General features: G+C 68.2%; 27 protein-coding genes and 1 pseudogene. 16 read left to right on the top strand and 12 right to left on the bottom strand.

The genetic code is table 11. The features are described 5' to 3' along the window. Positions 1 to 27: 27 nt before the first annotated feature. The 3 genes and pseudogenes from BGN98_RS08925 to BGN98_RS08915 all read right to left on the bottom strand — a co-directional run. Positions 28 to 1,623: a glucoamylase family protein gene (locus BGN98_RS08925; RefSeq protein WP_061682576.1), complete on the bottom strand. Its 1,596-nt coding sequence runs from the start codon at positions 1,621 to 1,623 to the stop codon at positions 28 to 30. 194 nt (positions 1,624 to 1,817) lie between these two features. After that, positions 1,818 to 2,675, bottom strand: coding sequence for a MurR/RpiR family transcriptional regulator (locus tag BGN98_RS08920; RefSeq protein WP_061682574.1), 858 nt, complete (start codon positions 2,673 to 2,675; stop codon positions 1,818 to 1,820). Next, positions 2,665 to 2,955, bottom strand: a pseudogene (locus BGN98_RS08915) (ABC transporter permease family protein); the annotation flags it as partial. The pseudogene BGN98_RS08915 and the gene BGN98_RS08920, both read right to left, overlap by 11 nt. Between BGN98_RS08915 and BGN98_RS08910 the strand changes: the two are divergent. Further along, positions 2,952 to 3,140 carry a hypothetical protein gene (locus BGN98_RS08910; RefSeq protein ID WP_288120934.1) on the top strand — a complete coding sequence of 63 codons (189 nt, stop codon included), beginning with the start codon at positions 2,952 to 2,954 and terminating at the stop codon, positions 3,138 to 3,140. The pseudogene BGN98_RS08915 and the gene BGN98_RS08910 sit on opposite strands and share 4 nt — an antisense overlap. 39 nt (positions 3,141 to 3,179) lie before the next feature. Here the strand turns inward: BGN98_RS08910 and BGN98_RS08905 are convergent, their stop codons facing one another. Further along, positions 3,180 to 4,661, bottom strand: a complete 1,482-nt coding sequence (locus tag BGN98_RS08905; RefSeq protein ID WP_061682572.1) for a helix-turn-helix transcriptional regulator — start codon at positions 4,659 to 4,661, stop codon at positions 3,180 to 3,182. A 138-nt stretch (positions 4,662 to 4,799) separates the two neighbouring features. Here BGN98_RS08905 and aceA point away from each other — a divergent pair, with 138 nt between their 5' ends. The 4 genes from aceA (at position 4,800) to BGN98_RS08885 (ending at position 9,300) form a co-directional block, all read left to right on the top strand. After that, entirely contained in the window at positions 4,800 to 6,116 is a 1,317-nt protein-coding gene (gene aceA, locus BGN98_RS08900; protein WP_036287574.1) for an isocitrate lyase, read from the top strand. 40 nt (positions 6,117 to 6,156) lie between these two features. Next, positions 6,157 to 7,782 (top strand): malate synthase A, encoded by a 1,626-nt coding sequence (aceB, locus tag BGN98_RS08895; RefSeq protein ID WP_061682571.1) that lies wholly within the window; start codon positions 6,157 to 6,159, stop codon positions 7,780 to 7,782. A gap of 107 nt (positions 7,783 to 7,889) precedes the next feature. Further along, positions 7,890 to 8,732, top strand: coding sequence for an alpha/beta fold hydrolase (locus tag BGN98_RS08890; protein WP_061682569.1), 843 nt, complete (start codon positions 7,890 to 7,892; stop codon positions 8,730 to 8,732). Continuing rightward, positions 8,725 to 9,300, top strand: coding sequence for a TetR/AcrR family transcriptional regulator (locus tag BGN98_RS08885; protein ID WP_061682567.1), 576 nt, complete (start codon positions 8,725 to 8,727; stop codon positions 9,298 to 9,300). Before BGN98_RS08890 ends, BGN98_RS08885 begins: the two co-directional genes overlap by 8 nt. A gap of 8 nt (positions 9,301 to 9,308) precedes the next feature. Here BGN98_RS08885 and BGN98_RS08880 read toward each other — a convergent pair whose 3' ends face one another. Continuing rightward, positions 9,309 to 10,604 carry a chloride channel protein gene (locus tag BGN98_RS08880; RefSeq protein WP_061682565.1) on the bottom strand — a complete coding sequence of 432 codons (1,296 nt, stop codon included), beginning with the start codon at positions 10,602 to 10,604 and terminating at the stop codon, positions 9,309 to 9,311. 86 nt (positions 10,605 to 10,690) lie between these two features. Between BGN98_RS08880 and BGN98_RS08875 the strand changes: the two genes are divergently transcribed. Together BGN98_RS08875 and BGN98_RS08870 are read left to right on the top strand one after the other, a co-directional pair. Further along, positions 10,691 to 11,896 carry a pyridoxal phosphate-dependent aminotransferase gene (locus BGN98_RS08875; RefSeq protein WP_197461911.1) on the top strand — a complete coding sequence of 402 codons (1,206 nt, stop codon included), beginning with the start codon at positions 10,691 to 10,693 and terminating at the stop codon, positions 11,894 to 11,896. Positions 11,897 to 11,953: 57 nt separating this feature from the next. Beyond that, on the top strand, positions 11,954 to 12,739 hold the full coding sequence (locus tag BGN98_RS08870; RefSeq protein ID WP_288120929.1) for a phosphatase PAP2 family protein: 786 nt from the start codon (positions 11,954 to 11,956) through the stop codon (positions 12,737 to 12,739). Positions 12,740 to 12,754: 15 nt separating this feature from the next. Here BGN98_RS08870 and BGN98_RS08865 read toward each other — a convergent pair whose 3' ends face one another. The 7 genes from BGN98_RS08865 to BGN98_RS08835 all read right to left on the bottom strand — a co-directional run bounded on the left by BGN98_RS08865 (position 12,755) and on the right by BGN98_RS08835 (position 20,771). Beyond that, positions 12,755 to 13,891: a UDP-N-acetylmuramate dehydrogenase gene (locus BGN98_RS08865; RefSeq protein WP_061682560.1), complete on the bottom strand. Its 1,137-nt coding sequence runs from the start codon at positions 13,889 to 13,891 to the stop codon at positions 12,755 to 12,757. Beyond that, entirely contained in the window at positions 13,891 to 14,304 is a 414-nt protein-coding gene (locus BGN98_RS08860; RefSeq protein WP_061682558.1) for a MaoC/PaaZ C-terminal domain-containing protein, read from the bottom strand. Before BGN98_RS08860 ends, BGN98_RS08865 begins: the two co-directional genes overlap by 1 nt. Beyond that, positions 14,301 to 14,750 carry a MaoC family dehydratase N-terminal domain-containing protein gene (locus BGN98_RS08855; RefSeq protein WP_061682556.1) on the bottom strand — a complete coding sequence of 150 codons (450 nt, stop codon included), beginning with the start codon at positions 14,748 to 14,750 and terminating at the stop codon, positions 14,301 to 14,303. The genes BGN98_RS08860 and BGN98_RS08855 overlap by 4 nt, the downstream gene beginning before the upstream one ends. A gap of 91 nt (positions 14,751 to 14,841) precedes the next feature. Next, positions 14,842 to 15,651: a sulfite exporter TauE/SafE family protein gene (locus BGN98_RS08850; protein ID WP_288120924.1), complete on the bottom strand. Its 810-nt coding sequence runs from the start codon at positions 15,649 to 15,651 to the stop codon at positions 14,842 to 14,844. Beyond that, positions 15,648 to 17,684 (bottom strand): ABC transporter ATP-binding protein, encoded by a 2,037-nt coding sequence (locus tag BGN98_RS08845; protein ID WP_061682552.1) that lies wholly within the window; start codon positions 17,682 to 17,684, stop codon positions 15,648 to 15,650. Before BGN98_RS08845 ends, BGN98_RS08850 begins: the two co-directional genes overlap by 4 nt. Continuing rightward, entirely contained in the window at positions 17,681 to 19,408 is a 1,728-nt protein-coding gene (locus BGN98_RS08840) for an ABC transporter ATP-binding protein (RefSeq protein ID WP_288120923.1), read from the bottom strand. The genes BGN98_RS08845 and BGN98_RS08840 overlap by 4 nt, the downstream gene beginning before the upstream one ends. A 358-nt stretch (positions 19,409 to 19,766) precedes the next feature. After that, a complete protein-coding gene (locus tag BGN98_RS08835; RefSeq protein WP_288120922.1) occupies positions 19,767 to 20,771 on the bottom strand; it encodes a tyrosine-type recombinase/integrase in 1,005 nt (334 codons plus the stop codon). A 92-nt stretch (positions 20,772 to 20,863) separates the two neighbouring features. On the opposite strand from BGN98_RS08835, the gene BGN98_RS08830 reads away from it, so the two are divergent. The 9 genes from BGN98_RS08830 to BGN98_RS08790 all read left to right on the top strand — a co-directional run bounded on the left by BGN98_RS08830 (position 20,864) and on the right by BGN98_RS08790 (position 25,183). Continuing rightward, positions 20,864 to 21,031: a helix-turn-helix domain-containing protein gene (locus BGN98_RS08830; RefSeq protein ID WP_288120920.1), complete on the top strand. Its 168-nt coding sequence runs from the start codon at positions 20,864 to 20,866 to the stop codon at positions 21,029 to 21,031. Positions 21,032 to 21,263: 232 nt separating this feature from the next. Then, positions 21,264 to 21,662 carry a hypothetical protein gene (locus BGN98_RS08825; protein ID WP_288120919.1) on the top strand — a complete coding sequence of 133 codons (399 nt, stop codon included), beginning with the start codon at positions 21,264 to 21,266 and terminating at the stop codon, positions 21,660 to 21,662. Between the two features lie 249 nt (positions 21,663 to 21,911). Then, positions 21,912 to 22,352 carry a DUF6093 family protein gene (locus tag BGN98_RS08820; RefSeq protein WP_288120917.1) on the top strand — a complete coding sequence of 147 codons (441 nt, stop codon included), beginning with the start codon at positions 21,912 to 21,914 and terminating at the stop codon, positions 22,350 to 22,352. Further along, positions 22,349 to 22,783 carry a hypothetical protein gene (locus BGN98_RS08815; RefSeq protein ID WP_288120915.1) on the top strand — a complete coding sequence of 145 codons (435 nt, stop codon included), beginning with the start codon at positions 22,349 to 22,351 and terminating at the stop codon, positions 22,781 to 22,783. The genes BGN98_RS08820 and BGN98_RS08815 overlap by 4 nt, the downstream gene beginning before the upstream one ends. Continuing rightward, positions 22,783 to 23,232: a hypothetical protein gene (locus BGN98_RS08810; protein ID WP_288120913.1), complete on the top strand. Its 450-nt coding sequence runs from the start codon at positions 22,783 to 22,785 to the stop codon at positions 23,230 to 23,232. Before BGN98_RS08815 ends, BGN98_RS08810 begins: the two co-directional genes overlap by 1 nt. A 49-nt stretch (positions 23,233 to 23,281) precedes the next feature. Then, positions 23,282 to 23,479 carry a hypothetical protein gene (locus tag BGN98_RS08805; RefSeq protein ID WP_288120912.1) on the top strand — a complete coding sequence of 66 codons (198 nt, stop codon included), beginning with the start codon at positions 23,282 to 23,284 and terminating at the stop codon, positions 23,477 to 23,479. A 2-nt stretch (positions 23,480 to 23,481) separates the two neighbouring features. Beyond that, positions 23,482 to 24,063, top strand: a complete 582-nt coding sequence (locus tag BGN98_RS08800; RefSeq protein WP_288120910.1) for a phage tail tube protein — start codon at positions 23,482 to 23,484, stop codon at positions 24,061 to 24,063. A gap of 11 nt (positions 24,064 to 24,074) precedes the next feature. Next, a complete protein-coding gene (locus BGN98_RS08795; RefSeq protein ID WP_288120909.1) occupies positions 24,075 to 24,824 on the top strand; it encodes a phage tail tube protein in 750 nt (249 codons plus the stop codon). Between the two features lie 11 nt (positions 24,825 to 24,835). Beyond that, the gene (locus BGN98_RS08790; RefSeq protein WP_288120907.1) at positions 24,836 to 25,183 is read left to right on the top strand and encodes a hypothetical protein; all 348 of its coding nucleotides are present in this window, start codon (positions 24,836 to 24,838) and stop codon (positions 25,181 to 25,183) included. The last annotated feature ends 4 nt before the right edge of the window (positions 25,184 to 25,187 follow it).

Below are 25,187 nucleotides of genomic sequence, written 5' to 3'. Positions count from 1 at the left end.
GTTCCTCCCCGGCATCCACGCTACGGCTCAGTGATGCGGACGCCCCCACGACGAGCCGAACACCTGCTGGGCGATCGCCGGCTTCAGGGTGCGCTCCATGGCGTCGTCGACGACGTACCCCTTGAGGGAGTCACCGGTCAGCGCATTGCCGATCGCTGCCATGATCATCGACTGGTCGAGCGAGAGGTAGCGCTTCGCGATGGTGTCGCTCTTCACGGCGACCGCATCGTAGAAGCCGCCGGGACCGTAGGCGCCGAGTTTCCGCTCGATCTTGCGGAGGTTGTCCATGACACCCTTGTGGTCGTACGGCAGGGCGAGGAAGGACGCGTGCGGGGTGACGACGCCGTCGCCGAACGTCGGATCAGGGTTGGTGCCGGTGTGGCAACCGGGCCGGTCGATGTCAACGTCGGTCTTCTCGCGGTCGGAGGTGTAGCCGTCACTGCGCATGCCGGCCAGATCCACGCCGTACTCGGAGTAGCCCCCGAACGGATCGCTCGCCGGGGAGAAGCCCCAATACCCGTACTTCGCGTCTTTCAGGCCGTGCTCCTTCTGCACCTCGACCGTGATGGGGTGGTTGAGTCCCCAGGAGCGCGGACCCCACTGCGCCTCCGGGATGAACAGGTCGGGCATGAGCGACTCGAACATGCTGCCGCCCCAACTGGGCACGAACGACATGCCGTCGTAGGAGTACGTGCCCTCGTAGACGTCGACCCCGTCGTAGGTGCGGGTCGTCCCGGTGGGCAGCTGCTCCTGCCAGGCCCAATCGCAGCCAGGCGGCATCGTGCGGTGGGTGCCGTAGAGACCCGTCGCGGGAATGGCGCCGTCCGAGATCGCGAGGTAGGTCGCGATGCGGCTCTCACCGACGGTCGTGTCGTAGTGGTGGCAGGTGTAATAGGCCGTCTCGCCGCTGCCGTTGTACATGGGCGCGGCTACCGCGCATCCGTCGCCGGGAGGCGCCTCCCAGAACCCGCCCCGGTTCGTGCCGGCGGGAAGCCCCGAGGCACCGGCCGGATCGAAGAACGCGGAGAAGTCCATCGACCGGTACAGCGCGTCGGCACGATCGTGCAGGGACGGCTCCGCCTCGCGCACGACGCGGAGGGCGGTCGCGAGCCAGCCGTTGTCGACCGTCGACAGGAACGGGTGGATCGTGTCGCCCGATGTCGGGAAGATCGTGAGCTTCGCTCCCGTGGCCGGCGCGTACCAGTTGTAGAACATTCCGCTGCCGGGGTTTCGCTCCATGTGCTCGAGCGTGGTGATGGTCGTCGTCAGCCGCTGTCGGGCATCGTCGGGGGTGATGATGCCGAGGTCGCGGGCCGTCACCGTCGACCAGAGGTACCCACCGATGTTGGTCGGCGACGTGTAGCCCGACGCGGATGCCGCATCGAGATCGCCCTCGATGTTGTCGTCGACCAGCCCGGTGTCGGGGTGGGCCATCGCCGCCATCGACGTCCACGTGTCGGTCGCGTAGCGCAGAAGTTCGCGGGCGTCTCGGCCGCCGGAATGACCCGGATGACCCGGATGCCCCGGGCCTGGCGGTGGTGCCGCCGTGGCGGGCGCCGCGGCGGCGATGCCCCCGATCACGAGTGCAGCGATGGCGGCGGATGCCGCGAGGGTGTGCTTCATGGGGTGCTCTCCTCGTCGAAAGCGCTCCGCGGTGTCGGAGCCGCGCAAGAAACCTTACATGTGTGCGGTTTCTGCGCAACCCCCACCAGCGACACCTCCCGCCCGCGAGACACCACCGACGCACCGAGACACCGCTGCGCGCGGCGTTTCTCGGTGCGAGAGCGGTTTCTCGCGGACGGAGCGACGAGCGCGGGTCAGGCGGTGCCGTCGTCGAGGTTGTCCGAGAGGATGCCGAGCACGTGCGCCCGCACGACGCGGGCGCGCTCCCCCAGTGCGCTCGCGACGGCATCCACGAACGCCTCCACAAAGGCGGCGTGCGCCACCCGCGATGTGTGGGCCAGCTCCTCGCGGAAGCTCACTCCGGTCGGGGTGATCACGAGCGAACGGTCGGCGAGGTCGGCCAGCGGGCTGGACGCGAAGGAGGTCAGGGCCAGCACACGCGCACCGGCGCTGCGGGCCGCCTCGGCCGCCCGCACGCTCGCGGCATTCGCTCCCGAGCCGCTCACGACGATGCACACGTCGGCGGCCGACAGCTGACGCGCCGCGATCTGCTGCGCGATGGCATCCGCGATCACCTCGGCGGGACGACCGACCGCGGTCAGGCGCATCGCCAGATCGCTCGCGACGGGAGCCGACAGGCCATTGGCGACGACCAGCAGGCGTGAGGCACCGGCGACATCGGCGACCGCGGACGAGACGTCGTCGGCGCTCATCAGGCTCACCGCCGTGGTCAACGACTGCGCGGTGCGCGCGAGGGCGGCGCGCAGCTCGCCGAGCGGGCCGTCGCCGTGATCGGTGTCGCGGGGCGGCTGGGCGCCGAGTTCGGCCGCCAAGGCGACACGCAGCTGCGGGTAGCCCCGGCAGCCCAGCGACTGGCACGCCCGCACGACCGATGAGCGAGCGACGCCGGCGCGGTCTGCCAGCTGCTGCGCGGTGAGCTCCACGACCGCGTCGGGCTCGGCCACGATGATGTCGGCGACCCGCCGTTCGGTGGGCTGCAGGCCGTTGCGCATCGCGGCGATGCGCACCGTCGTCGGCGCGTCAACGGGCACGCGGACCCTCCATGATTCGCCGGCGGAGCGCTCCACTCGCCGCGTCGATCGCCATCGTGACGACGATCACCACGATGAGCAGCATCCCCACGGTGGACCACTCCCGGTACTGGGTGTAGGACGTCAGCATATCGCCGATGCCGCCGACCCCGATGAGACCGAGAACGGCAGACGAGCGCACGTTGATCTCGAACCGGTAGAGCCAGAACGACAGGAACACCGGCTGCGCCTGCGGCCACACGCCCCAGCGCAGCACCTGCGCCGTCGAGCCGCCCGGTGCAGGACACGGAAGCCGTCATCGCGGTGGGGCGCGCCGCGGCATCCGGCCCTTCCGCCCTCGCCTACGCGCTGATCAACGGCGGCATCCAGCGACTGATCACGACGTTCCCGGTCGCCTCGCCCGCGGCCGTCCTCGACGAGGTGGATTCCGCCACCCCGCGTCTGCGCTGGAACGCCGTGGTCTGAGCGGCCCACACCCCACCACAGCGCAGCGCAGCGAGCACCTCAGCCGCGCGGCGCGTGCGCCTCGAGGAACTCGTACAGATCGGTCGTGTCGACGCCGGGGAACGCACCGGTCGGCAGGGTCGCCAGCAGCGTCCGGGGCGTGCGCACATTCGGCCACGCCTGATCGCGCCACTGCGACTCCAGTTCGGCGGGAGCACGACGGCAGCACACCTCGACCGCGTGGCGGGAGACGCCGCGGTTGGTCGTCTCGCGCCCCACGAACCACTTCGTGTCGTCGAAGCGCACGCCCACCGACACCGAATGGGCCCCCTCGCTGGAGGTCTCCACCCGGGCCGTGCACCAGAACGTGCCGTTGCCGGTGTCGGTGTACTGGTAGTACGGATTGAACTTGTCGGGGATGTCGAAGACGGCGCGGCTCGTCCAGCGCCGGCAGCACAACTGCCCCTCGATCGAGCCCAGCCGGTCGGCCGGGAAGTTGACGTCGTCGTTCTCGTAGGCCTTCGTGATGGTGCCCGACTCGTGCACCTTCAAGAAGTGCACCGGGATGCCGAGATGCCGCGTCGCCAGATTGGTGAAGCGATGCGCCGCGGTCTCGTACGACACCGAGTAGGCGTCGCGGAGATCTTCGATCGACAGCGCGCGCCGCGACTTGGCGTCCAGCAAGACCGGCACCGCGTGGTCTTCGGGGATCAGGAGAGCCCCGGTCAGGTAGTTCGTCTCCACCCGCTGACGCAGGAACTCGGCGTACGAGCGCGGCTCGGCGTGCCCGAGGATGCGACTGGCGAGCGCCTGGAGCACGGCGGTGCGCGAGTCGCCCTTCGCGGGCACCGTGCTCGACAGATACAGCCGCCCGTGCTTGATGTCGGCGACCGACCGCGTCGAGGCCGGCAGGTCGGCGACGTAGTGCAGGGAGAAGCCCAGATGGGCGGCGATGTCCGATGCGGTGCGCTGCGTGAGCGGGCCACCCGGGTGGTCGACGGCGCGCAGGATGGCGCGCGCGTGCTCCTCGAGCTCGGCGAAATAGTTGTCCTGGCGCCGCATGAGGTGACGCAGCTCGACGTTCGCGCGACGCGCCTCCTCGGGGGTGGCGGAGCGCTCGTCACCGAGCCTTTCGATCTCGCCCTGCAGCGCGAGCAGCGCGCGCAGGGCGTCGTCGGGGATCGTCTTGCCGATGCGGAACGGCTCGATCCCGAGCGCGCGGAACGTCGGTCCCTTCATGGCGCGCTCGAGGGCGATCTCGAGCGTGGCGCGCTCATCGAGGGGCTCCGCCTCCAGGAGTTGGTCGACCGTCGCACCGAGCGCCTTGGCGATGGCGCGCAGAAGCGTGAGTTTGGGCTCGCGCTTTCCCGTCTCGATCATCGACAGCTGACTCGGTGCCCGCTCGACAGCTGCCGCGAGCTCGTCGAGGGTCATCCCGCGCGCCGTGCGCAGCTGACGGATGCGCCGGCCGATCGTGAGCGCATCGGCCTCGTCCTCGCGCTCTGTGGTCGTCGCCGTCAACGGAACATCGATGTTCGTCATGTCCGGGATTGTGTCACAGAACGTGAAGTTCGATCAATCTTCACTCCCGATTTGGTTACTCCTGGCCTCGAACTTCACCCAAAGTGGAGACACGAGCCACCGCCGGCATCGCCCCGGCATCCGATGAAGGAGAGCACCATGACGATCCAGGCCACCCCCGGTCAGCCGCCACTGCGCGCCGGCGACCAGACGCAGACCGCCGCTGAGCTGCAGGAGATCTGGGACACCGACCCGCGCTGGGACGGCGTTCAGCGCACCTACACCGCGGAGGACGTCATCCGCCTGCGCGGGTCGGTGCGCGAGGAGAACACCCTCGCCCGCCGCGGCGCCGAGAACCTCTGGAACCTGCTGCACACCGAGGACTACATCCGCGCGCTCGGCGCCTACACCGGCGGCCAGGCCGTGCAGCAGGTACGTGCGGGCCTGAAGGCCATCTACCTCTCGGGGTGGCAGGTCGCCGCCGACGGCAACCTCGCCGGACAGACCTACCCCGACCAGAGCCTCTACCCGGCCAACTCCGTGCCTGCCGTCGTCCGCCGCATCAACAACGCCCTGATCCGCCAGGACCAGATCGAGCACGCGGAAGGCACCCTCACGCAGGACTGGCTGGCCCCCATCGTCGCGGATGCCGAGGCGGGCTTCGGCGGCCCCCTCAACGCGTACGAGCTCGCGCAGTCGCTCATCCAGTCGGGTGCCGCCGGCATCCACTGGGAGGACCAGCTGGCCAGCGAGAAGAAGTGCGGCCACCTCGGCGGCAAGGTGCTGGTGCCCACGCAGCAGCACATCCGCACCCTGAACGCGGCTCGGCTCGCCGCCGACGTCGCCGGCGTGCCGACCGTCATCATCGCCCGCACCGACGCGCTGGCGGCCGACCTGCTCACCAGCGACGTCGACCCGCGCGACCAGGAGTTCACCACGGGAGAACGCACGAGCGAGGGCTTCTACCGGGTGCGCCCGGGCCTGGAGGCGGTCATCAGCCGCGGGCTCGCGTTCGCGCCGTACGCCGACCTGCTGTGGGTGGAGACCGGAGAGCCCGACATCGAGCTGGCCCGCGCGTTCGCGAGCGCGATCCACGAGCAGTTCCCCGGCAAGATGCTCGCCTACAACTGCTCGCCGAGCTTCAACTGGAAGCGTCACCTCAGCGACGAGCAGATCGCCACCTTCCAGCAGGAGCTGGCCGACCTGGGCTACAAGTTCCAGTTCATCACGCTGGCCGGCTTCCACGCCCTCAACTACTCGATGTTCGATCTCGCCTCCGGCTACGCCGAGCGCGCCATGAGCGCGTACGTCGAGCTGCAGGAAGCCGAGTTCGCTGCGGAATCGCGCGGCTACACCGCCACCAAGCACCAGCGCGAGGCGGGCACCGGCTACTTCGACTTCGTTTCCACGGCGCTCAACCCCGACAGCGCGACCCTGGCTCTGGTGGGATCCACTGAGGCCGAACAGTTCCACTGAGCACCACCCCGCGACCCACCGACACAGAAAGAGCAGGGCCATGACTCCCACCGCCACGGGCACCGCGCCCGCATCGACCATCACCATCACGGGACCGATCCGCGACCGCTACGAGGAGATCCTCACCCCCGCGGCCATCGCGTTCCTCGCCGAGCTGCACGTCCGCTTCGCCGGCCGGCGTCACGACCGCCTCGCCGACCGGATGCGGCGCCGTTTCGAGATCGGCAACGGGCACGACCCGCAGTTCCGCTCCGACACGGCCCACATCCGCGAGGATGCCGAGTGGCAGGTCGCCGGGGCAGGTCCGGGACTGGAGGATCGCCGCGTCGAGATCACCGGCCCCACCGACCCGAAGATGACGATCAACGCGCTCAACTCGGGCGCGAAGGTGTGGCTGGCCGACCAGGAGGATGCCACGAGCCCCACCTGGCGCAACGTCATCGAAGGTCAGCTCTCGCTGTTCGACGCGATCCGCGGACAGCTGTCGTACACGAGCCCCGAGGGCAAGGAGTACCGCGTCACCGCCGAGCAGACCCCCACGATCGTGATGCGTCCCCGCGGCTGGCACCTGGTCGAGAAGCACATCCGCTACACCGACCGCGCCGGTCGCGACCTCGCGGCATCCGGTTCGCTCGTCGACTACGGCCTGTACTTCTTCCACAACGCGCAGCGTCTGATCGACAACGGCGTGGGCCCCTACTTCTACCTGCCGAAGATCGAGTCGGCGGAGGAGGCGAAGCTCTGGGACGACGTCTTCACCTTCAGTGAGAACTACCTCGGCATCCCGCACGGCACCATCCGTGCCACGGTGCTCATCGAGACGCTGCCGGCGGCCTTCGAGATGGAGGAGATCCTGTTCGAGCTGCGCGATCACATCGCGGGCCTGAACGCCGGCCGCTGGGACTACATCTTCTCGATGATCAAGAACTACCGCGGCCGGGGCGCGCGGTTCGTGCTGCCCGACCGCAGCCAGGTCACGATGACGGTGCCGTTCATGCGGGCCTACACGGAGCTGCTCGTGAAGACGTGCCACAAGCGCGGAGCCTTCGCGATCGGCGGCATGAGCGCCTTCATCCCCAACCGACGCGACCCGGAGGTGACGGCCCAGGCGTTCGAGAAGGTCGCCGCCGACAAGAAGCGCGAGGCCGGCGACGGCTTCGACGGGACGTGGGTGGCCCACCCCGACCTGATCCCCGTCGCGCAGGCGGAGTTCGACGCCGTGCTCGGCGAGCGCCCCAACCAGATCGACCGCCAGCGGCCCGAGGTGAACGTCCAGGCCTCGCAGCTCATCGACGTGCACATCGGACTGCCGGTCACGGCGGCGGGCGTGTACGGCAACGTGTCAGTGGCGATCCGCTACATCGAGGCGTGGTTGCGGGGGCTCGGGGCCGTCGCGATCGACAACCTCATGGAGGATGCCGCGACCGCCGAGATCAGCCGCAGCCAGGTGTGGCAGTGGATCCACCAGGACCGCACGACGGACGACGGCACCCGCATCACGCGCGAGTACATCGAGGGTCTCATCGCGCAGGTCCTGGCCGAGGTGCCGCGCCAGGACGGCGACCGGTTCGACGACGCGGCGGCGATCTTCCGCGATGTCGCCCTCGGTGAGGACTTCCCGACGTTCCTGACGCTCGGGGCCTACGCCGACTACCTGACCGACTGACGGTCCGCGTCGCGCAGTGGGGGTGGATGCCGCGGCATCCACCCCCACTGTCGCGCGCTGCAGGAAGGACGTTGACAGAGTTGGCTACTGCTATTAGCTTTATGGCTATGACAACCATGTCCTCCCCGTCAGCTGCTTTCGCCCGGCTGGATGTCCATCACCTCGATCGGCCGGAAGGTCGCATCGCATACCGCGTGAGCGGTGACGGCCCGCTCGTCGTGTGCGTTCCCGGCATGGGCGAGATCGCCGCGAGCTACCGCTACACCGTCCCCGCTCTGCGTGAGGCCGGGTTCCGCGTCGCCGTCATGGACCTGCGCGGTCACGGCGAGTCGGATGCGACGTTCACGACGTACGACGACGTCGCGGCCGGCACCGACATCCTCGCGCTCATCGCGCATCTCAGCGGCCCCGCCGTCGTCGTCGGCAACTCGATGGCCGCCGGTGCGGCCGTCTGGGCGGCCGCCGAGGAGCCCGCCGCCGTCAGCGGCCTGGGTCTGGTCGGCCCGTTCGTCCGCAACGCGCCGACCAACCCGTTCGCCGCCGCAACGTTCCGCCTGCTGATGCTCCGGCCGTGGGCCCGCGCGGCCTGGCTTGCCTACCTGCCCCAGCTCTACCCCGGCCGCCGGCCCGCCGACTTCGCCGAGCACCGCGCGGCGGTCCGCGCGGCGATGTCGCGCCCGGGCGCCACCGCCGCGTTCGCGCGCACGACCCGCACCGACCACAGCCTCGCCGAGAGGCGGATCCCCGAGGTGTCGGCACCGGCGCTGGTCATCATGGGCACCGCCGACCCCGACTTCAGCGATCCGAGGGAAGAAGCGGAGTGGATCGGCGAGCAGCTGCGCGCGCGCGTGACGCTCGTGGAAGGCGCCGGCCACTACCCGCAGGCCGAGCAGCCCGAGCAGGTCGGTCCCGCCCTGGTCGCGTTCTGTCGCGAGGTGGCCGGTGCCTAGGGCCGGCCTCACGCGCGATGCCGTGGTGACGCTGGCGTTGGAGACGATCGACGAGCTCGGGCTCGACGGCCTCACCCTCGCCGAGATCGCCGGCCGCGCCGGCGTGAAGGTGCCGAGCCTCTACAAGCACATCGCCTCGCTCGAGGTGCTGCGTTCCGCTGTGGCCACCGAGGCGACGCGTGAGCTCGCCCAGGAACTGCGGGTCGCGGCCATCGGGGTGTCCCGGACGGCGGCGCTGGAGAGTCTTGCGCACGCCTATCGGGGGTACGCACTGCGGCATCCGGGACGATATGCGGCCACCCAGCGCGCACCGCTGCCCGGTGAGGCGCGCGAGGAGGCGCATGCCCTCGCCGCCGCGCAGGTGCAGCAGGTCGTCTCGGCGACGCTGCGCGGCTATGACATCGCCGACGATCAGCTGATCGACGCCACACGTGCTCTGCGCGCCGCCCTGCACGGGTTCTGCGCACTCGAGAACGGGGGCGGCTTCGCCCTTCCGGCCAACGTCTCCGACAGCTTCTCCCGCATGCTCGACGGCCTGGACCGCATGCTGTCGAGCTGGCCGGCCTGAGCCGCGGACTACTCGCGACCCGGGTCGATCGGCGCGAAACGACGCAGGCCGCCGCCGGTCGTGAGACGGGATGCCGCGAGCGAGCCCGCCACGGCGAGGAAGATCGGCAGCAGCAGCGTGAGGCCGGTGCCGGTGAACTCGATGATCAGCGCGATGGCCGTGAACGGTGCTCGCATGTTCGCGGCGAGGAATGCGCCGGCGGCGACGACGGCGAGCGCGGTACCGTCCGCTCCCGGCCAGATGAGCGCCCAGCCGGCGGCCGCCGCCGCGCCCAGGGCCGCGCCGATCGCGACCGAAGGCTGCAGCGTGCCGCCGACCGCCCCGGAGCCGAGCGAGACCGCGGTGGCGACGTACTTCATGACGGCGAGCGCGATCAGCAGCAGCGCCGGCTGGGCGTGGTCGAAGCCGGCCGTCGCCAGGGCCCGACCGTTGCCGAGGACGAGGGGGAAGAACGCACCGAGAACGCCGACCGCGGCGAACGTCACGGGCAGGACGAGGAGCAGCTTCCACCCGGTGGGCCGCCGTCGTGACAGGCGGGCGGTGACGGCCGAGAAGCTCGTCGCCGTCCAGCCCATGAGCGGGCCGATGAGCACAGCGGCGACGAGCAGCGACGGCGTGACGCTCACGTCGTCGACGTGGTACAGGGAGTCGTCGGCGACGAGCGGTCGGGCGACGAACGTCGCGATCGCGCTGATCGACAGGGCGACGACGGCGGCCCCGGCGCTGAAGCGGGCGAGCAGGATCTCGATCGCGAACAGCGCGCCGGCCAGCGGCACGTTGTAGACGGCGGCGAGTCCGGCGCCGGCCGCCGAGGCCACCAGGATCATCGACCAGCGCGCATCGATGCGGAACCAGCCGACGATCTTCGATCCGGCCATCGCGGACAGCTCGCGCGGGGCGACCTCCTTGCCGATCGACGCACCGAGTGCCACCGACGTCACCTGGATCACCGTGTCGGCGGCGGTCTCCAGCGCCGGCATCCGCTTTCCGGCGACCCCTTCCTCGACACTCGAGATCCGTCGGCCGAACCGGCGCAACAGATACCAGCCGATCGCCGCGATCACGCCGGCCGCGCTCAGGGTGACGATCGGCAGCCACCACGGCGACGGCAGCGCGAGCCCGTCGAGGAACGACCCCTCGGCGCTTCCCCACACCAGGTGCTCCACGGAGTGGACGATCCAGACGAGCAGCAGCACCGCCAAGCCCGTCGCGGTGCCGACGCAGAGCGTGGCCAAACCCAGGCGCGCCAGCCCCCAGAGACCGGAGAGACGGCGAGGCGGGCGGGCACGGGCATCTCCGGTCACGTCGTCACGTTAGCGCACCCGCGCCGCGTCGTTCCGTGCGAGCCAGGTCCGTGCCGCCGGTGGCCGGGACCACTACGCTTTTGCCTGTGACCGAACGCGCTCCCCTGTCCCGCAAGCTGTCTGCCATCGCCGAGTCCGCGACCCTCAAGGTCGATGCGAAGGCGAAGGCCCTGCAGGCGGCCGGCCGCCCCGTCATCTCCTACGCGGCCGGCGAGCCCGACTTCGCGACGCCGCAGTTCATCGTGGATGCCGCCGCGCACGCCCTCCACGACCCCGCGAACTACCGCTACACGCCCGCCGCCGGCCTGCCCGTGCTGCGCGAGGCGATCGCCGCGAAGACCCTCCGCGACTCGGGCCTGGAGGTCGCCCCGTCGCAGATCATCGTGACCAACGGTGGCAAGCAGGCCGTCTACCAGGCCTTCCAAGCGGTCGTGAACCCGGGTGACGAGGTGCTCCTGCCCGCGCCGTACTGGACGACGTATCCCGAGGCGATCGCGCTGGCCGACGGCATCCCGGTCGAGGTCTTCGCCGGCGCCGACCAGGACTACAAGGTCACCGTGGACCAGCTCGAGGCCGCCCGTACCGACAAGACGACGGTGCTCGTCTTCGTCTCCCCCTCCAACCCGACCGGCTCGGTCTACACACCCGAGGAGACGAAGGCGATCGGCGAGTGGGCGCTCGCGCACGGCATCTGGGTGATCAGCGACGAGATCTATCAGAACCTCGTCTACGAAGGCGCGCGGGCCGTCTCGATCGTCGACGCGGTGCCGGAGCTGGCCGGACAGACCATCCTCGTCAACGGGGTCGCCAAGACCTATGCGATGACCGGCTGGCGTGTGGGCTGGATGGTCGGCCCCGCCGACGCGATCAAGCTCGCCGGCAACCTCCAGTCGCACCTGAGCTCGAACGTCAACAACGTCGCGCAGCGCGCCGCACTGGCCGCGCTCACCGGACCGCAGACCGAAGCCGAGGACATGCGTCAGGCCTTCGACCGTCGGCGTCGGTTGATCGTGTCGGAGCTCGCGAAGATCCCGGGGGTCACGGTGCCCAACCCGCTCGGCGCGTTCTACGTCTACCCGGACGTGACGGGCCTGCTCGGACGGGAGTGGAACGGCACGCGGGTCGACACCTCGCTCGAGCTCGCCGATCTCATCCTCGACCAGGCCGAGGTCGCCGTCGTTCCCGGCGAGGCGTTCGGCCCGTCGGGATACCTGCGCCTGTCCTACGCGCTCGGTGACGACCAGCTGCTGGAGGGCGTCCAGCGCCTGCAGAAGCTGTTCGGCCTCGACTGATCCGCGACCTCCGCACACTCAGACAGCACATAGCTGGACGGAGAACGATCGGACTCCATGCGCCCGTCGACATCCTCCCTCCTCGTGGCGTCGCGCAGATCGCGCCGCCGCCGCAACGCGCTGCTCGCACCGTCAGAGCACCCGGCGACCAAGCTGGTCGTCGGGCTGGCGACGATCGTGTTCCTCATCAGCGCCGGACTGGCTCTGCGCGCCGCGCCCATCGACGCGGATCTGTCACGGGCGATGAACGGCTGGCACATCAACGGCCTCGGCCAGGTCACCGCCCTCGTGTACGACCTGTTCTCTCCTGTGCCGGCGATCGTCATCACCGTGATCGTCACCTCCATCGTGTGGGCATTGAGCGGGCGAATGGCGCTGGCGATCGCCTTCGCCGGCACGATCGCGCTGACCTGGATCCCGTCCGACATCGTCAAGATCGCGGTCGGTCGGCCGCGTCCGGACGCGACCCTGCTGCCGCACCCGGTGGCGCAGATGCCGGTCGATCCGTCGTATCCCAGCGGACACGTCGCCTTCGTCACCGCGCTGGTGCTCGCCCTGGTGCTCATGCTGAAGGGCACACGTTGGCACCGGCCTGCGATCGTGCTCGGCACGATCGCCGTCGTCGTGGTCGTGTTCTCCGTCGCGATCCTCGGCGTGCACTACCCCACCGACGCGCTCGCATCGGTGGGGTGGGCGCTGGGCGTCTTTCCAGCGGCCCGCATCGTCTGGGTGCGCATGCTCATGCCGCTCGTCCCGTTCCTGCGGGAAGTGCCGCGACCCGAGCCGGCAGAGGCCGCGCCGGGACCGCGCCGCCACGGCGACGTCGAGACGCACGAAGGCTGACGCAGCGCGGGAGCCCTACAGCTCGACGCCCACCAGAACCGGTTCGGGCTGCAGCAGCAGACCGAACTCGGACTGCACACGGTGCTGGATGTAACGCGCGAGTTCCGCGACCTCGCCGGCCGTCGCTCCGCCGCGGTTCGTGAGAGCAAGCGCGTGTTTCGTCGACAATCCCGCCCGTGAGCGCGGCAGCCGGAAGCCCTTGCCGGGACCCGAGTGCTCGATCAGCCAGGCCGCACTGACCTTGACATCCGGCTGCACAGAGACCGGCGGAGGCACGACGCCGTCGAAGGCGGCCAGGGGGATGACGGTGACCGGTTCGATCTCCACGGCCATCGGCCAGCGCGGGCACTCGGGCGGAAGGGTGCGCGCGAAGGATGCCGAAACGATCGCGTTCTGGAAGAAGGATCCGGCGCTGTGGGTGTCGGGATCGGCGTCGTCGAGCACCATGCCCTTGGCAGCCCGCGTCGCCAACACCGTCTCGCGGATCCACCGGAGCGACACCGCGGCATCCGGAGCCAGGCGCAGCGCCTGACGCAGCTGAGCGCCGCGCACGGAAACGTCGCCGGCACCGACGTCCTGCAGTTCGAGGGTGATCGAGACGATGACGCCGGAGCGCTCGGCGCCCCGACCGTAGTGCTGCTTGAGCACCGACGTGCGAAAGCCCAAGCCGAGCGCGTCGGCCGAGACGGTCTCCACCTCGCCGGTGGCCTCGTCGAGCAGTTCGACCTCGACGAGCGTCTCGACGATCTCCTGCCCGTACGCGCCGACGTTCTGAATGGGCGCCGCGCCGGCTGAGCCGGGGATGCCGCTCATGGCCTCGATGCCGGCCAGCCCGGCCGCGACCGTGTACTCGACGAGGGCGTCCCAGTTGTGACCGGCTTCGACGCGCAGGCGGACGTGACCCTCCCGAGCGCCCTCGACACGCTGGATGCCGGAGGTGCGCACCAGCACGACGGTGCCGTCGAAGGGCTCGTCACCGGCGAGCAGGTTCGAGCCGCCGCCGAGCACGAGCCACGGCTCCCCCTGCGACCACGCCTCCTGCAGCGCCGAGATGAGCTCGTCGCGGGTGCGGGCCTCGACCATGCGCAGGGGCGTGCCGCCGACACGCAGGGTCGTCAGGTCGGCGAGCGGGACCGGCGTGATCTCGGCCATCAGGACTGGTGGCGCACGCGCACCTGCGCCTTGCCGAGCACGGTCGTGTCGCCGAACGTGACGGTGAGGTCGATGCGGGCGGCCTCGTCGTCGAGGGCGCCGACTTTGGCCGAGACGAAGAGGTCGGCACCATCCTCGGCATCCACCACGACGGGACGCGTGAAGCGCACGCCGTAGTCGACGATGCGTCCGGCGTCGCCGAGCCACTCGACGATGGTCTCGACGGCGAGGCCCATCGTGAGCATGCCGTGCGCGAGGACCCCGGGCAGACCGACGCGTTCGGCGACGTCGTCGCGATAGTGAATGGGGTTGAAGTCACCCGAGGCGCCCGCGTAGCGCACCAGCGACTCGCGGGTCAGGTGCACGGTGCGCTCGGCGACGACGGTGCCGACCTCCAGGGTTGCGGATGTCATGAGACCTCGCCTCCGATGAGCAGAACGGATGTCGCGGTGACGACGTGGGCGCCGTCGGCGTCGGTGATCTCCGCCTCGCTGGTCACCATCGCTCCGGCGCCGAACGGGCGGATGCCGGTGATGCTGAGCTGCGCGGTGAGCTCGTCTCCGGCGACGATGGGACGGCTGTAGTGGAAGCGCTGCTCGGCGTGCACGGTACGTTCCAGAGCGATGCCGGAGTCCTCGACGGCCAGCAGCTGCTGCATCGTGAGGTCTTGGACGACCATCGCGAAGGTGGGCGGTGCGACTACGTCGCGGTAACCCAGCGCCTGAGCGGCGGCTGGGTCGAGGTGCTGGGGGGCGTCGGCGAAGACGGCCCGCGCGAATTCGCGCACCTTTTCGCGGCCCACGAGATAGGAAGCGGTCGGCGGGAAGACACGACCCACCAGCTCAGGATTCACTGACACCACTCGATCCTATCGACGGCGCTGCCCGCTCGTCCGTCCGCAGGCGCCGCATCAAACCCGCCGTGGCGTCGGTTCGGGACGGATGAACGCGTCAGCGCGCGCGGCGCGCGCGAAGGGCCCGCACCGCCATCTGCGCGGCGATGAAGGTGAGGAAGCACGCGAAGAGGATGTTGGCGACCAGGGGCGACAGCAGCGTGGCGATCCAGGCGCCGAGGGCCGTCGTCGTGCAGGCGGCGACGCCGACGAGCGCGGCGGCGACCAGGTCGACGTTGCGGCGCTTGACGTTGCCCACGGTGCCCGAGATGGCGGTCGGGATCATCATGAGCAGCGAGGTTCCCTTCGCGATGAGGTCGCTCGTACCGAAGAGGAAGATGAGGGCGGGCACGACGATCACCCCGCCGCCGACACCCAGCAACCCCGCCATCACGCCCGTGAACAGCCCCAGCACCGCCAAGCCGATGCCGGATGCGACCGTGAGCTCGAGTGCGGCATCGCGCGAGGGGACGACGATGAACAGCATCACGATCACGATGACGAGGAAGCCCACGAACCCCCAGCGCAGCGCGTTCTGCGGGGTGCGTGCGAGCAGCCAGGAGCCGATCTGCGCGCCGACGACGGCGCCGGCGGCGAGAATGAGCGCCGGGATCCACGCGACGGACCCGTGAACGGCGTAGGAGACGACACCGACGGATGCCGTGGGCACGATGGCCGCGAGCGACGTGCCCGCGGCCAGCCGTTGGTCGAAGCGCAGCAGGAGTACCAGCATCGGCACGATGACCGTGCCGCCGCCGACGCCGAACAGCCCCGACAGCAGTCCGGCAGCAAGCCCGACCCCGATGCAAGCCAACACGAAGCGGATGTCGCGGCGCCGGGCGGGCGTCGCGGGCGCACCGCCGCTCACGCGTCGGTCCCGCCGCCGGCCTCGGGGGTCGGGTCGTCGGCGCCGGCGGCGGCCTGCTCGAACTGCGAGCGGTAAAGACGCCAGTAGGCGCCTTCCGCGGCGATCAACTCGTCGTGGCTGCCCTTCTCGACGATGTCGCCGTGCTCCATCACGAGGATGAGGTCGGCGTCGCGAATCGTCGACAAGCGGTGCGCGATGACGAAGGACGTGCGTCCTTCGCGCAACGCCGACATCGCGTGCTGCAGCAGCAGCTCGGTGCGGGTGTCGACCGAGCTCGTCGCCTCGTCGAGGATGAGCACGCTCGGCTCGGCGACGAACGCACGCGCGATCGTGATGAGCTGCTTCTCCCCCGCCGAGACGTTGGCGGCATCCTCGTCGAGCACGGTGTTGTACCCGTCGGGAAGGGAGTGGACGAAGCGGTCGACCCGGGTCGCGACAGCGGCTTCGACGATCTCGAGGTCGGAGGCCTGCTCGTTGCCGTACCGGATGTTCTCGCGGATCGTTCCGGCGAACAGCCATGGATCCTGGAGCACCATGCCGGTGCGCGAACGCACATCGTCGCGGGTGAGCTCGGAGATGTCCTGTCCGTCGAGCAGGATGCGGCCCCCGTCGAGCTCGTAGAAGCGCATCAGCAGGTTCACCAGCGTCGTCTTACCGGCTCCGGTCGGGCCGACGATCGCCACGGTCTGGCCCGGTTCGACGCGGAAGGACAGGTCGCGGATGAGGGGCTTGTCGGGGCTGTACGAGAACGCGACGTTCTGGAACTCGATCACGCCGCGTCCCTCGCGCAGGGCGGGCGCGTCGGCGGCATCGGGCTCCTGCTCGTCCTGGTCGAGGAGTTCGAAGACGCGTTCGGCCGAGGCCGTTCCGGACTGCACGACGGCGGCCATGCCACCGAGCTCCGACAGCGGCTGGGTGAACTGCTGCGAGTACTGGATGAAGGCCTGCACGTCGCCGAGCCGCAGCTGGCCGGAGGCCACCATCAGACCGCCGAGCACGGCGATGCCGACGTAGGAGAGATTTCCGATGAACATCATCGCCGGCATCATCAGGCCCGACAGGAACTGGGCTTTGAACGCGGCCTGGTAGAGCTCTTCGTTCTCCTGCTCGAACTTCTCTCGCGAATCCTTCTCGCGGCCGTACACGCGCACGAGCGCGTGACCGGAGAACGACTCCTCGACGCGTGCGTTGAGCCGGCCGACCTTGCGCCATTGCGTCGCGAAGGCCTTCTGCGACTTCGGGCCGATGACTCCGAAGATGACGCCCATCAGCGGCAGCGCGATGAGGGCGACGATCGCGAGTTGCCACGAGATCGAGAACATCATGATGAGCACACCGACGACCGTCAGCACATTGGTGACGGCAGTGGACAGCGACTGCTGCATGGTCTGGGTGATGTTGTCGATGTCGTTCGTCACGCGCGAGATGAGCTCGCCGCGCTGCACCCGGTCGAAGTACGACAGCGGCAGACGGTTGATCTTCGCCTCGACCGACTCACGGAGCCGCCACATGGTGCGCACCATGATCACGTTGATGACGTAGCCCTGCAGCCAGGTGAGCACGGCCGATACGACGTAGATCGCGAGAACAGCGACGAGCACCGACTTCAGACGCTCGAAGTCGACGCCGGCGCCGACCTGGAAGTCGTGCATCGCGGAGACGATGTTGGCGATGTCGTTCTGCCCCGCGGAGCGCAGGGCGTCGACGACCTGGGCCTGACTCGCGCCCGCGGGGAACTGCGCAGCGAGGGATGCCGAGACGACGCCCTCGAAGAGGATGTTGGTGGCTTCACCGAGAACCTTCGGCGCGATCACGGCGAGGACGACGCCGACCGCGCCGAGCACCGAGACGAACCCGAATGCCCACTTGTACGGGGCGAGCAGGCCGATCATCCGCACGAAGCTGCGACCGAAGTTGGCGGCCTTGCCGGGGGCAACGGAATCCCAGGATCCGGAGTTGAGCCGCGCCTGTTCGGCAAGCTCGAGTTCTTCGCGCTCCTCTTCGGAGAGGGCGGCGGTGTTCGGCGCGCTCATGCGTCGACTCCCAACTGCGATTCGACGATTTCTCGGTACGTGTCGTTTGCGGCGAGAAGCTCCTCGTGCGTGCCGATGCCGACCATGCGCCCGTCGTCGAGGACGACGATGACGTCGGCATCCGCGATGGTTGAGATGCGCTGGGCGACGACGATCTTGGTCACCTCGGGAAACGCGCGCCAGAGAGCTTGGCGTAGCCGGGCATCGGTCGTGACGTCGAGCGCCGAGAACGAGTCGTCGAACACGAGCACGTGCGGGCGGTGCACGATGGCGCGAGCGATCGACAGGCGCTGGCGCTGACCACCCGAGACGTTGGTGCCGCCCTGCGCGATGCGCGCATCGAGGCCGCCGTCCATCTCGGCGACGAAATCGCGCCCCTGGGCGATCTCGAGCGCCTGCCACAGCTCGTCGTCGGTCGCGTCCTCGCGTCCGAAGCGGAGGTTGCTGGCGACCGTGCCCGTGAACAGGAACGCGCGCTGCGGGACGTAGCCGATACCCCGCCACATCTCGTCGAGGTCGGCCTCGCGCACGTCGACGCCGCCGACGCGCACGGTGCCGCCGGTCACGTCGAACAGTCGCGGGATGAGGGAGACGAGCGTCGTCTTGCCCGAACCGGTCGATCCGACGATGGCGACGGTCTGGCCGGGGGCGGCGCGGAACGAGATGTTCTCGAGGACGGGCGCCTCGGCGCCGGGGTAGCTGAAGGTGACGTCGTCGAACTCGACGGCGCCGAGGTCGGGGAACTGCGTGACCGGTCGCGCCGGGCGGTGCAGCGCATCGGTCGAGTCGAGCACCTCTCCGATGCGATCTGCGGAGACCGCGGCGCGCGGGATCATGATCGTCATGAACGTCGCCATGAGCACGCCCATGAGGATCTGACCGACGTACTGCATGAAGGCGAAGAGGGTGCCGATCTGCACGTCACCGGCATCCACCTGGATGCCGCCGAACCAGATGACGCCGACGACGGTGAGGTTGAGCACCAGCATCGCCAGCGGGAACATGAGCACGAACAGCGAGCCGACCTTGCGTCCGACGACCATGATGTCGGTGTTCGCGACGCGGAACCGGGCCTCTTCGATGCGTTCACGCACGAACGCGCGGACGACGCGCACGCCGGTGAGCTGCTCGCGCATGACGCGGTTGACGCCGTCGAGCTTGCCCTGATACTCGCGGAACAACGGCACCATGCGGCTGATGATGAAACCGGCGATCACGAGCAGCGTCGGCACCGCGACGGCGATGAGCCAGCTGAGCGCGGCATCCTGCTGGACGGCCATGATGACGCCGCCGATGGCCAGCAGCGGCGCGGTGACGAGCATGGTGGCGCCCATCATCGCGAGCATCTGCACCTGCTGGACGTCGTTGGTGTTGCGAGTGATGAGCGTTCCCGCCCCGAACGACGAGACTTCACGCTCGGAGAAGCCGCTGACCTTGTCGTAGACGTCGCGGCGGATGTCGCGTCCGGCGCTCATCGCGGCGCGCGCGGCGAAGAACGTCGCGATGACCGAGGCGACGATCTGCCCCAGCGCGATGAGCAGCATGAAGCCGCCCCGCGACCAGACGTAGCCGGTGTCGCCCGCGGCGACACCCTTGTCGATGATGTCGGCGTTCAGGCGCGGCAGGTAGAGAGAAGCCATCGCCGAGGCGAACTGGAAGACGAGCACGCCCAGCAGCCACCATTTGTACGTCCAGAGATAGCGGACGAGGAGTTTTCCGAGCATGAGAGGCTCCGTCTACGGGCCGGGTGGGAACGGTTCATGTTATCGCCGGGCTCGGACATGCACTCGTCGCGTGCTGCGAACCGTGCCTCGGGGCGGCGTACGAGCCCCACCGCCCAAAACGCAAAACAGCCCCGGACTGTCCGGGGCTGATCTGGGTTTTTGGTAGCGGGAGCGGGGCTTGAACCCGCGACCTCACGATTATGAGTCGTGCGCTCTCACCAACTGAGAAAAGGGGGCAAACTGGCTTGTTGCGAACTGTGCGCGAGGTCGCATGTTGCGCGTCTTTTCGCGGTTTTGGCGTTCGAGCGGGGTGCGGTTAGTGGCATCTTGTGGAGGGGTGCGGCTACACATTCGCTACTCACTCGAGCGCCTTGAGCACGTCGCCGAAGTCCAGATCTCCGTGGTGCGCGTAGCGCTCGGTGACCGCGATCGATGAGTGGCCCAGGAGCAGCGAGACCTTTGAGATGGCCATCCCCGACTGGAGCAACCAGGAGGCGTAGGAGTGGCGAAGGTCGTGCACTCGACCACCGGTGTCGAGCGGCGCCCAGACGGTCTTTCGCCACAGTGAGAGCTGCACGGGGAAGATTCGGTCCCGAGCGTTCTCGGCGAATGGATCCAGTCGCTCCGCCACCCACGCGGGGACGGGAACGTCCCGGATGGCTCGAGACTTCGGGTACGGGCGCATCTGCTTCGTGCGCGTGTCCCACACCTCCGCTACTCGAATGATCCGACGTACAGGGTTGTAACGGTGTGGCATAAGCCCCACGGCCTCCCCCCACCGCAGGCCAGTGCCAGCGAGCAGGGAGATGAGCGCCTTGTCCCGCTCAGCTTCGGTGTTGTCGACGAAGCGGTCGACCTGAGCGCGGGTGAAGTACCGAACGATGTCCTTCTCGCCATTCGGCAGCTTAAGCCGGTAGGCGGGGTTAGTGGACAGAATCTCCGCATCCACGGCCGCCGACAGGGAGGCGGCGAAGATGCTGACGATTCGGTAGACGCTCGACTCCGAGAGACCCGACGCGCCAAGCTCGGCGGCCCATGCCTTCACTTCGTAGCGAGTGATGTTGGCGAGCGGCACCTTCTCCCACTTCTTGCGGATGTGGTTGTTGACCTGTGACATGTCCCGGCGCAGTGTCCCCGGGGCCACATTGCGCTTCGGCCACCACTCGTCGAGCCAGTCTCCCCACGCGCGGCCGCCCGCCTTCGGGTCGCGCCATCCCGGCTTGTTCGCCGCCTCCTCGGCATCGATCGCCTTCGCAAGCGCCTGTTCCCAGTACGGGTAGGTTCCTGCTGAGCGAGTCTTGCCGTCGGGCCCGCGGTAGAGCCCGCGGTACTTGCCGCTGGGCGACTTCTGATACCAAGCCATTGCGAAAGAGTAGCAAACTGGGCATCTGTCGGCGTATAGTGAATTAGTCCACTAATCCAGGAGGAGGAACTGTGATCTTGAAGATGTCGGAGATGGAGAGAAGGTCCGGCCTTTCGCGGTACACGCTCATGCGTGCGCTGAAAGCTGGCAAGCTCCACGGCATGCACACCGGCGTCAACGGCACATGGCGTGTCCGTGAGGAGTGCTTCGAGAACTGGCTCGAGGGCGAGCGGTGCGCCCATCAGGCGGTGGCGGCATGAGCAAGACGACCGCTCAACTGACCGATCCATGTCCCCACTGCGGCGGAGACGCGTTCGAGCACTGCCTGGCGACCCCAAGTTGCACGGGACCCCAGCCGAGTGGACCGCCGCGCGGGTGGCATCCGTTCGGGACTCACGCAGGCGTTCCAGGGCTGATGGAGTTCTCCGAGGCGCTGGACGATGCCGACATGCCGATGTGGGAACGATTGGCACTCCGAGCGGGGGCCTCGGAGTGAGCGCTCTGAGCCCGCGTCAGATGTTCCTGCTCGATGAGGCGTGCAAGCCGATCGCGGAAGCGTTCGAGCCGCCGTACCTCGTCGGAACAGCCGTCACCCGCCAGGAGTACCGCGATGTCGACGTGCGGCTAATCCTCGCCGACGAGCGCTACGGGCGTCTGCGCAAGGCGGTCGGCAAGCGTGGCCTCGCGCTCCTGGGGCTCGCGATCGGTGAGTACCTCGCGGCCCGGACCGGGCTGCCGATCGACTTCCAGATCCAGCAGCAGACAGCCGCGAACCATCACCACCCGGGCGGTATGCGGAACCCGCTGGGTCTGCGTCACCTCGGCAACTACGGCGGCGATGCGCCACTTCTCAAGGTGACCAGTTCGGAAGGACGGGAGCAAGGTGCCTAGGATCCGCACCACTCGCCAGGCGCGCGCGCTCCGCCCGATCGCTGCTGAGCGTGCGCGGCAGTCGCACTTCCACGCGGGAGATCGTGCCCTCCACCGCGGCATAACGTGGGGCGAGGTTGACATCCTTCTGATCGTGCCACGCAAGCCTTACAACAGTGCGATCTTCCGCGGGCGCAGCGCAGCGTTCATCGGCAGCCTGGCTGACGTCCACCCCGTAGCCCCCATCGATTAGCCCACTAAACTGGCATCATGCCCATGAAGCCTATCCAAAAGGACTGGGCGGCCTCGATCTTCCAGGTCGCCCAGGAGTTCATGGACGGCGAGCTGTGCGTCATCAAGCCGGGGACGCCCGGAACCTACGACCCGGTGACAGATGAAGTCACGGGCGGAACGCCGGATCAGGTGATCATTGACTGGCGAGCCGCTCGCGCACAGCACATCCGCATGCCGCTCGAGACTAACGACAGCAACGGCTGGACGGCGCGCCGGCGCTTCCGCTTCCAGATGGAGTTGCGCGAGAATGACCCCGCTATCACGCAGGGTCTCGTCGTGCGCTACCGCGGCGGCAAGGATCCCGCGCTTTCCGCGCTCAGCTATCAGGTCATCTCCGCCGTCAACTCCTCGCACGCCCCGCTTCGCACCATCGAGACGATGACCGAGCAGAAGCCCGTCACCGAGGATGCACCGTGATCGGTATCCAGTGGCAGGGCTTCGACATCAAGGATCTCGAGCACGAGATCCACGCCATCATCGACCAGATCGAAGTCGACGCACGCCAGGTTCTCGACGACATTGCGCGTGAAGTGGTCGACGAGATGTACTCGATCCTCATCGCCGCGCGCACGGCAACCGGTGACCTCCGCGAAGCCGCTGGTCAGGGTATCGCAGGCCGTGTCGACACCGGCTCTATGGCTCGGGACATCAAGGCCGCCTTGGAATCCGACATCGATGGCGCCGTGGTACTCACCTGGGGCTGGGTGAATAACGTTGAACCGTATTATCTGGCGCAGGAGTACGGAACCACCAAGATCCGCGCGATGTCCGCTCTCCAGCAGTCCTACGTCAAGGGGCGCGAGCGCCTCCGTGAGCGTCTGCAAGCGATGGGTCTGGAGGTTCACTGATGGCTGCGAACGGACTCGCAGAACGGCGCGCAACGCTGGCGCGCGTGAAGACGCTGGTCGGTGGTCGCGTGTGGGAGTCGGCTCTGCCCGATGACCAGACAGTCCCCATCGGCCCGGACGGCAAGGTCAAGCCGTACATCGTCCTCGACTTCGGCGCCCCGGTGCGCGTGATGAGCGATCGCATGCTTGCTAACCCCGAGAAGGGCCAGCCCCACACACTCCCCCTCAACGCCGCGTGTATCGCGGGTGATGCCGACTCTGCTGCGGCTGTTGCGGCAGCCCTGTTCGACCTGCTCGTCGACTGGGCACCCAGCGCAACTGCCGACCCGTTCGAGGCCAAGGGGGGCTACGGAACGAATCGCCCCGCGACGGGCAAGACCCCATCGCAGTTCATCGCCGGGATTTTTCTTGAATCCACAGTTAACGTCGACTGGGTAGCACCCGCTTAAGCCTTCCCGCTTCGTTTTAGTGGACTAATTCGCCTCTACCATTGAAGGTATGACGGACCTGAAGAGCTATCGCCACAAGCGAACTGGCCTGCTTCAGCAGTTGAGCCCCCGCGTCGCCGACTTCGTTCCCGAACTCGAGGAAGTCGCGCCTGACGCGAAGCCCCTCGCCTACACGCCCATCCCCAAGGAGGCCGTCGCGCAGGTCGCCTCCCAGACCCGCAAGGCCGCGAAGGCTGAGGAGAAGTAGACATGGTCGACAAAATCATCAACGAAACCGACACGGTGGTTTTGATCGGCGCCTACGAGGTGCTCGGCTCTCCCAAGGCGGTTCTGCCCACGGGCCTCGTCGACTGGGATGCGCTGACCGCGGCGAACATCAACTACTACGCCGCCGTCACCACGCCCGCTCACGCCAACGCAGGCGCCGGCGGCAACGTGACGTGCGCGATCGCTGCGGACAGCTTTACGCTGAACATGACGGACTCTACCGAAGAGGAAGACAAGACTCTCTGCGACCCGGGTAACTCCGTCGATCTCGGCGAGCTGAACTTCGACGCTGAGATCTCTGGGTACCGCGACGCGAACCCCGCGGCCACCGACAGTGTCTTCAACCTCTGGAAGAACCTGACGTTCAAGGCGGATGTTCCCTACATCATCGTCCACCGCGTCGGCTATGACTCCTCGACTGCCTTCGCCGTGGGCCAGGAGATCTACACGTACTACGTGCACACCGATCACCCGCAGAACGTTCACGCGGACGGCAAGAAGCAGAAGATCATGCAGTCCTTCATCAAGAAGGCCGCGCTCGGCCCCCGTAACCTGGCCGCGTAAGGAGCTAGACGATGCCCGCTACGAAAATCTCGTCCAATAAGAACACTGGACTCTTCATCGGAGTGAAGTCCGCTGTCGCTGACGTCTACAAGCCCACGAAGGCCGAACTCGACACGCTGACCAATGCCTCCGACGACACCAAGTGGGACGGCTACGACTTCAAGATCGACTCGTCCGACACCGACGAGGACCGCGTTCTCACCGACTCGTCGACGACCTCGACGCGCGGCTACGAGAACTTCGGCGGTAGCATCTCGTTCTTCCCGCCATTGCCGACGGACCTCACGTCCAAGGCACGCGTCGTTCGCCAGCTCGTGAGCACACCGCACACTGAGCTGGTCCTCGCCCAGCGCGACGGCTACCCCGCCTCTACTGCGTGGGCCGCCGGCCAGGTGTTCAACGACTACCACGTCATCACCGACGCCAACAACGAGCAGCGCGGCAACAAGAACCGCTACTACTCGATCAACTTCCGCCAAAAGGGCGGCGTCGGCGTCAACCGCATCGTCCCTTCTGCCGTTGCGACGGCCGTGACGATCGCCGGCGGATCCACGGTCACCGTCGGCGCGTCGATTCAGCTCAAGGCTACCTACGAAGGCAACGACATCACCGTCGGCGCCAACTGGGTCTCGAGCGACGAGACTAAGGCTGTCGTAACGCCGCACGGCCGCGTGATCGGCATCGCGGCGGGACCGGTGAACATCAGCGCCACCTACCCCGGCTCCGCCGCGGGCACGCCCAAGTCCATCACTGTCAGCTAAGGGGTTTCAGGATGCCGACACTTAACCTGCCGGCTCGCGGCGAAATCCCCTGGGACGGCAAGATCAATGCCGCTCTTGAAACCCTGAGCGACGCCGTCGACGCGGCTATCCCTTCCACGCAGAAGGGTGCTGCGTCCGGCGTTGCCCCGCTGGATTCAGACTCCAGGGTGCCGGATGCGAACCTGCCGACGCGACTGGGGGCTGCTGAACTATCCGCCGCCTTTGTGGCAGTGCGCACCTCGGATGGTCACACCCTCCCGCCGTCCACGATCGTCGTGATCACGCTCGATAGGACGCTCGCGCAGGTGACCGCCGTACCCGCCGCCGAAATCGCTGACATCACGTTCGAGGAGGTCTGAGCAA

The organism is Microbacterium sp. 69-7 (genome assembly GCF_001897985.1).
GTDB lineage: Bacteria > Actinomycetota > Actinomycetes > Actinomycetales > Microbacteriaceae > Microbacterium > Microbacterium laevaniformans.
This window is presented reverse-complemented; position numbering and strand designations above follow the sequence as displayed.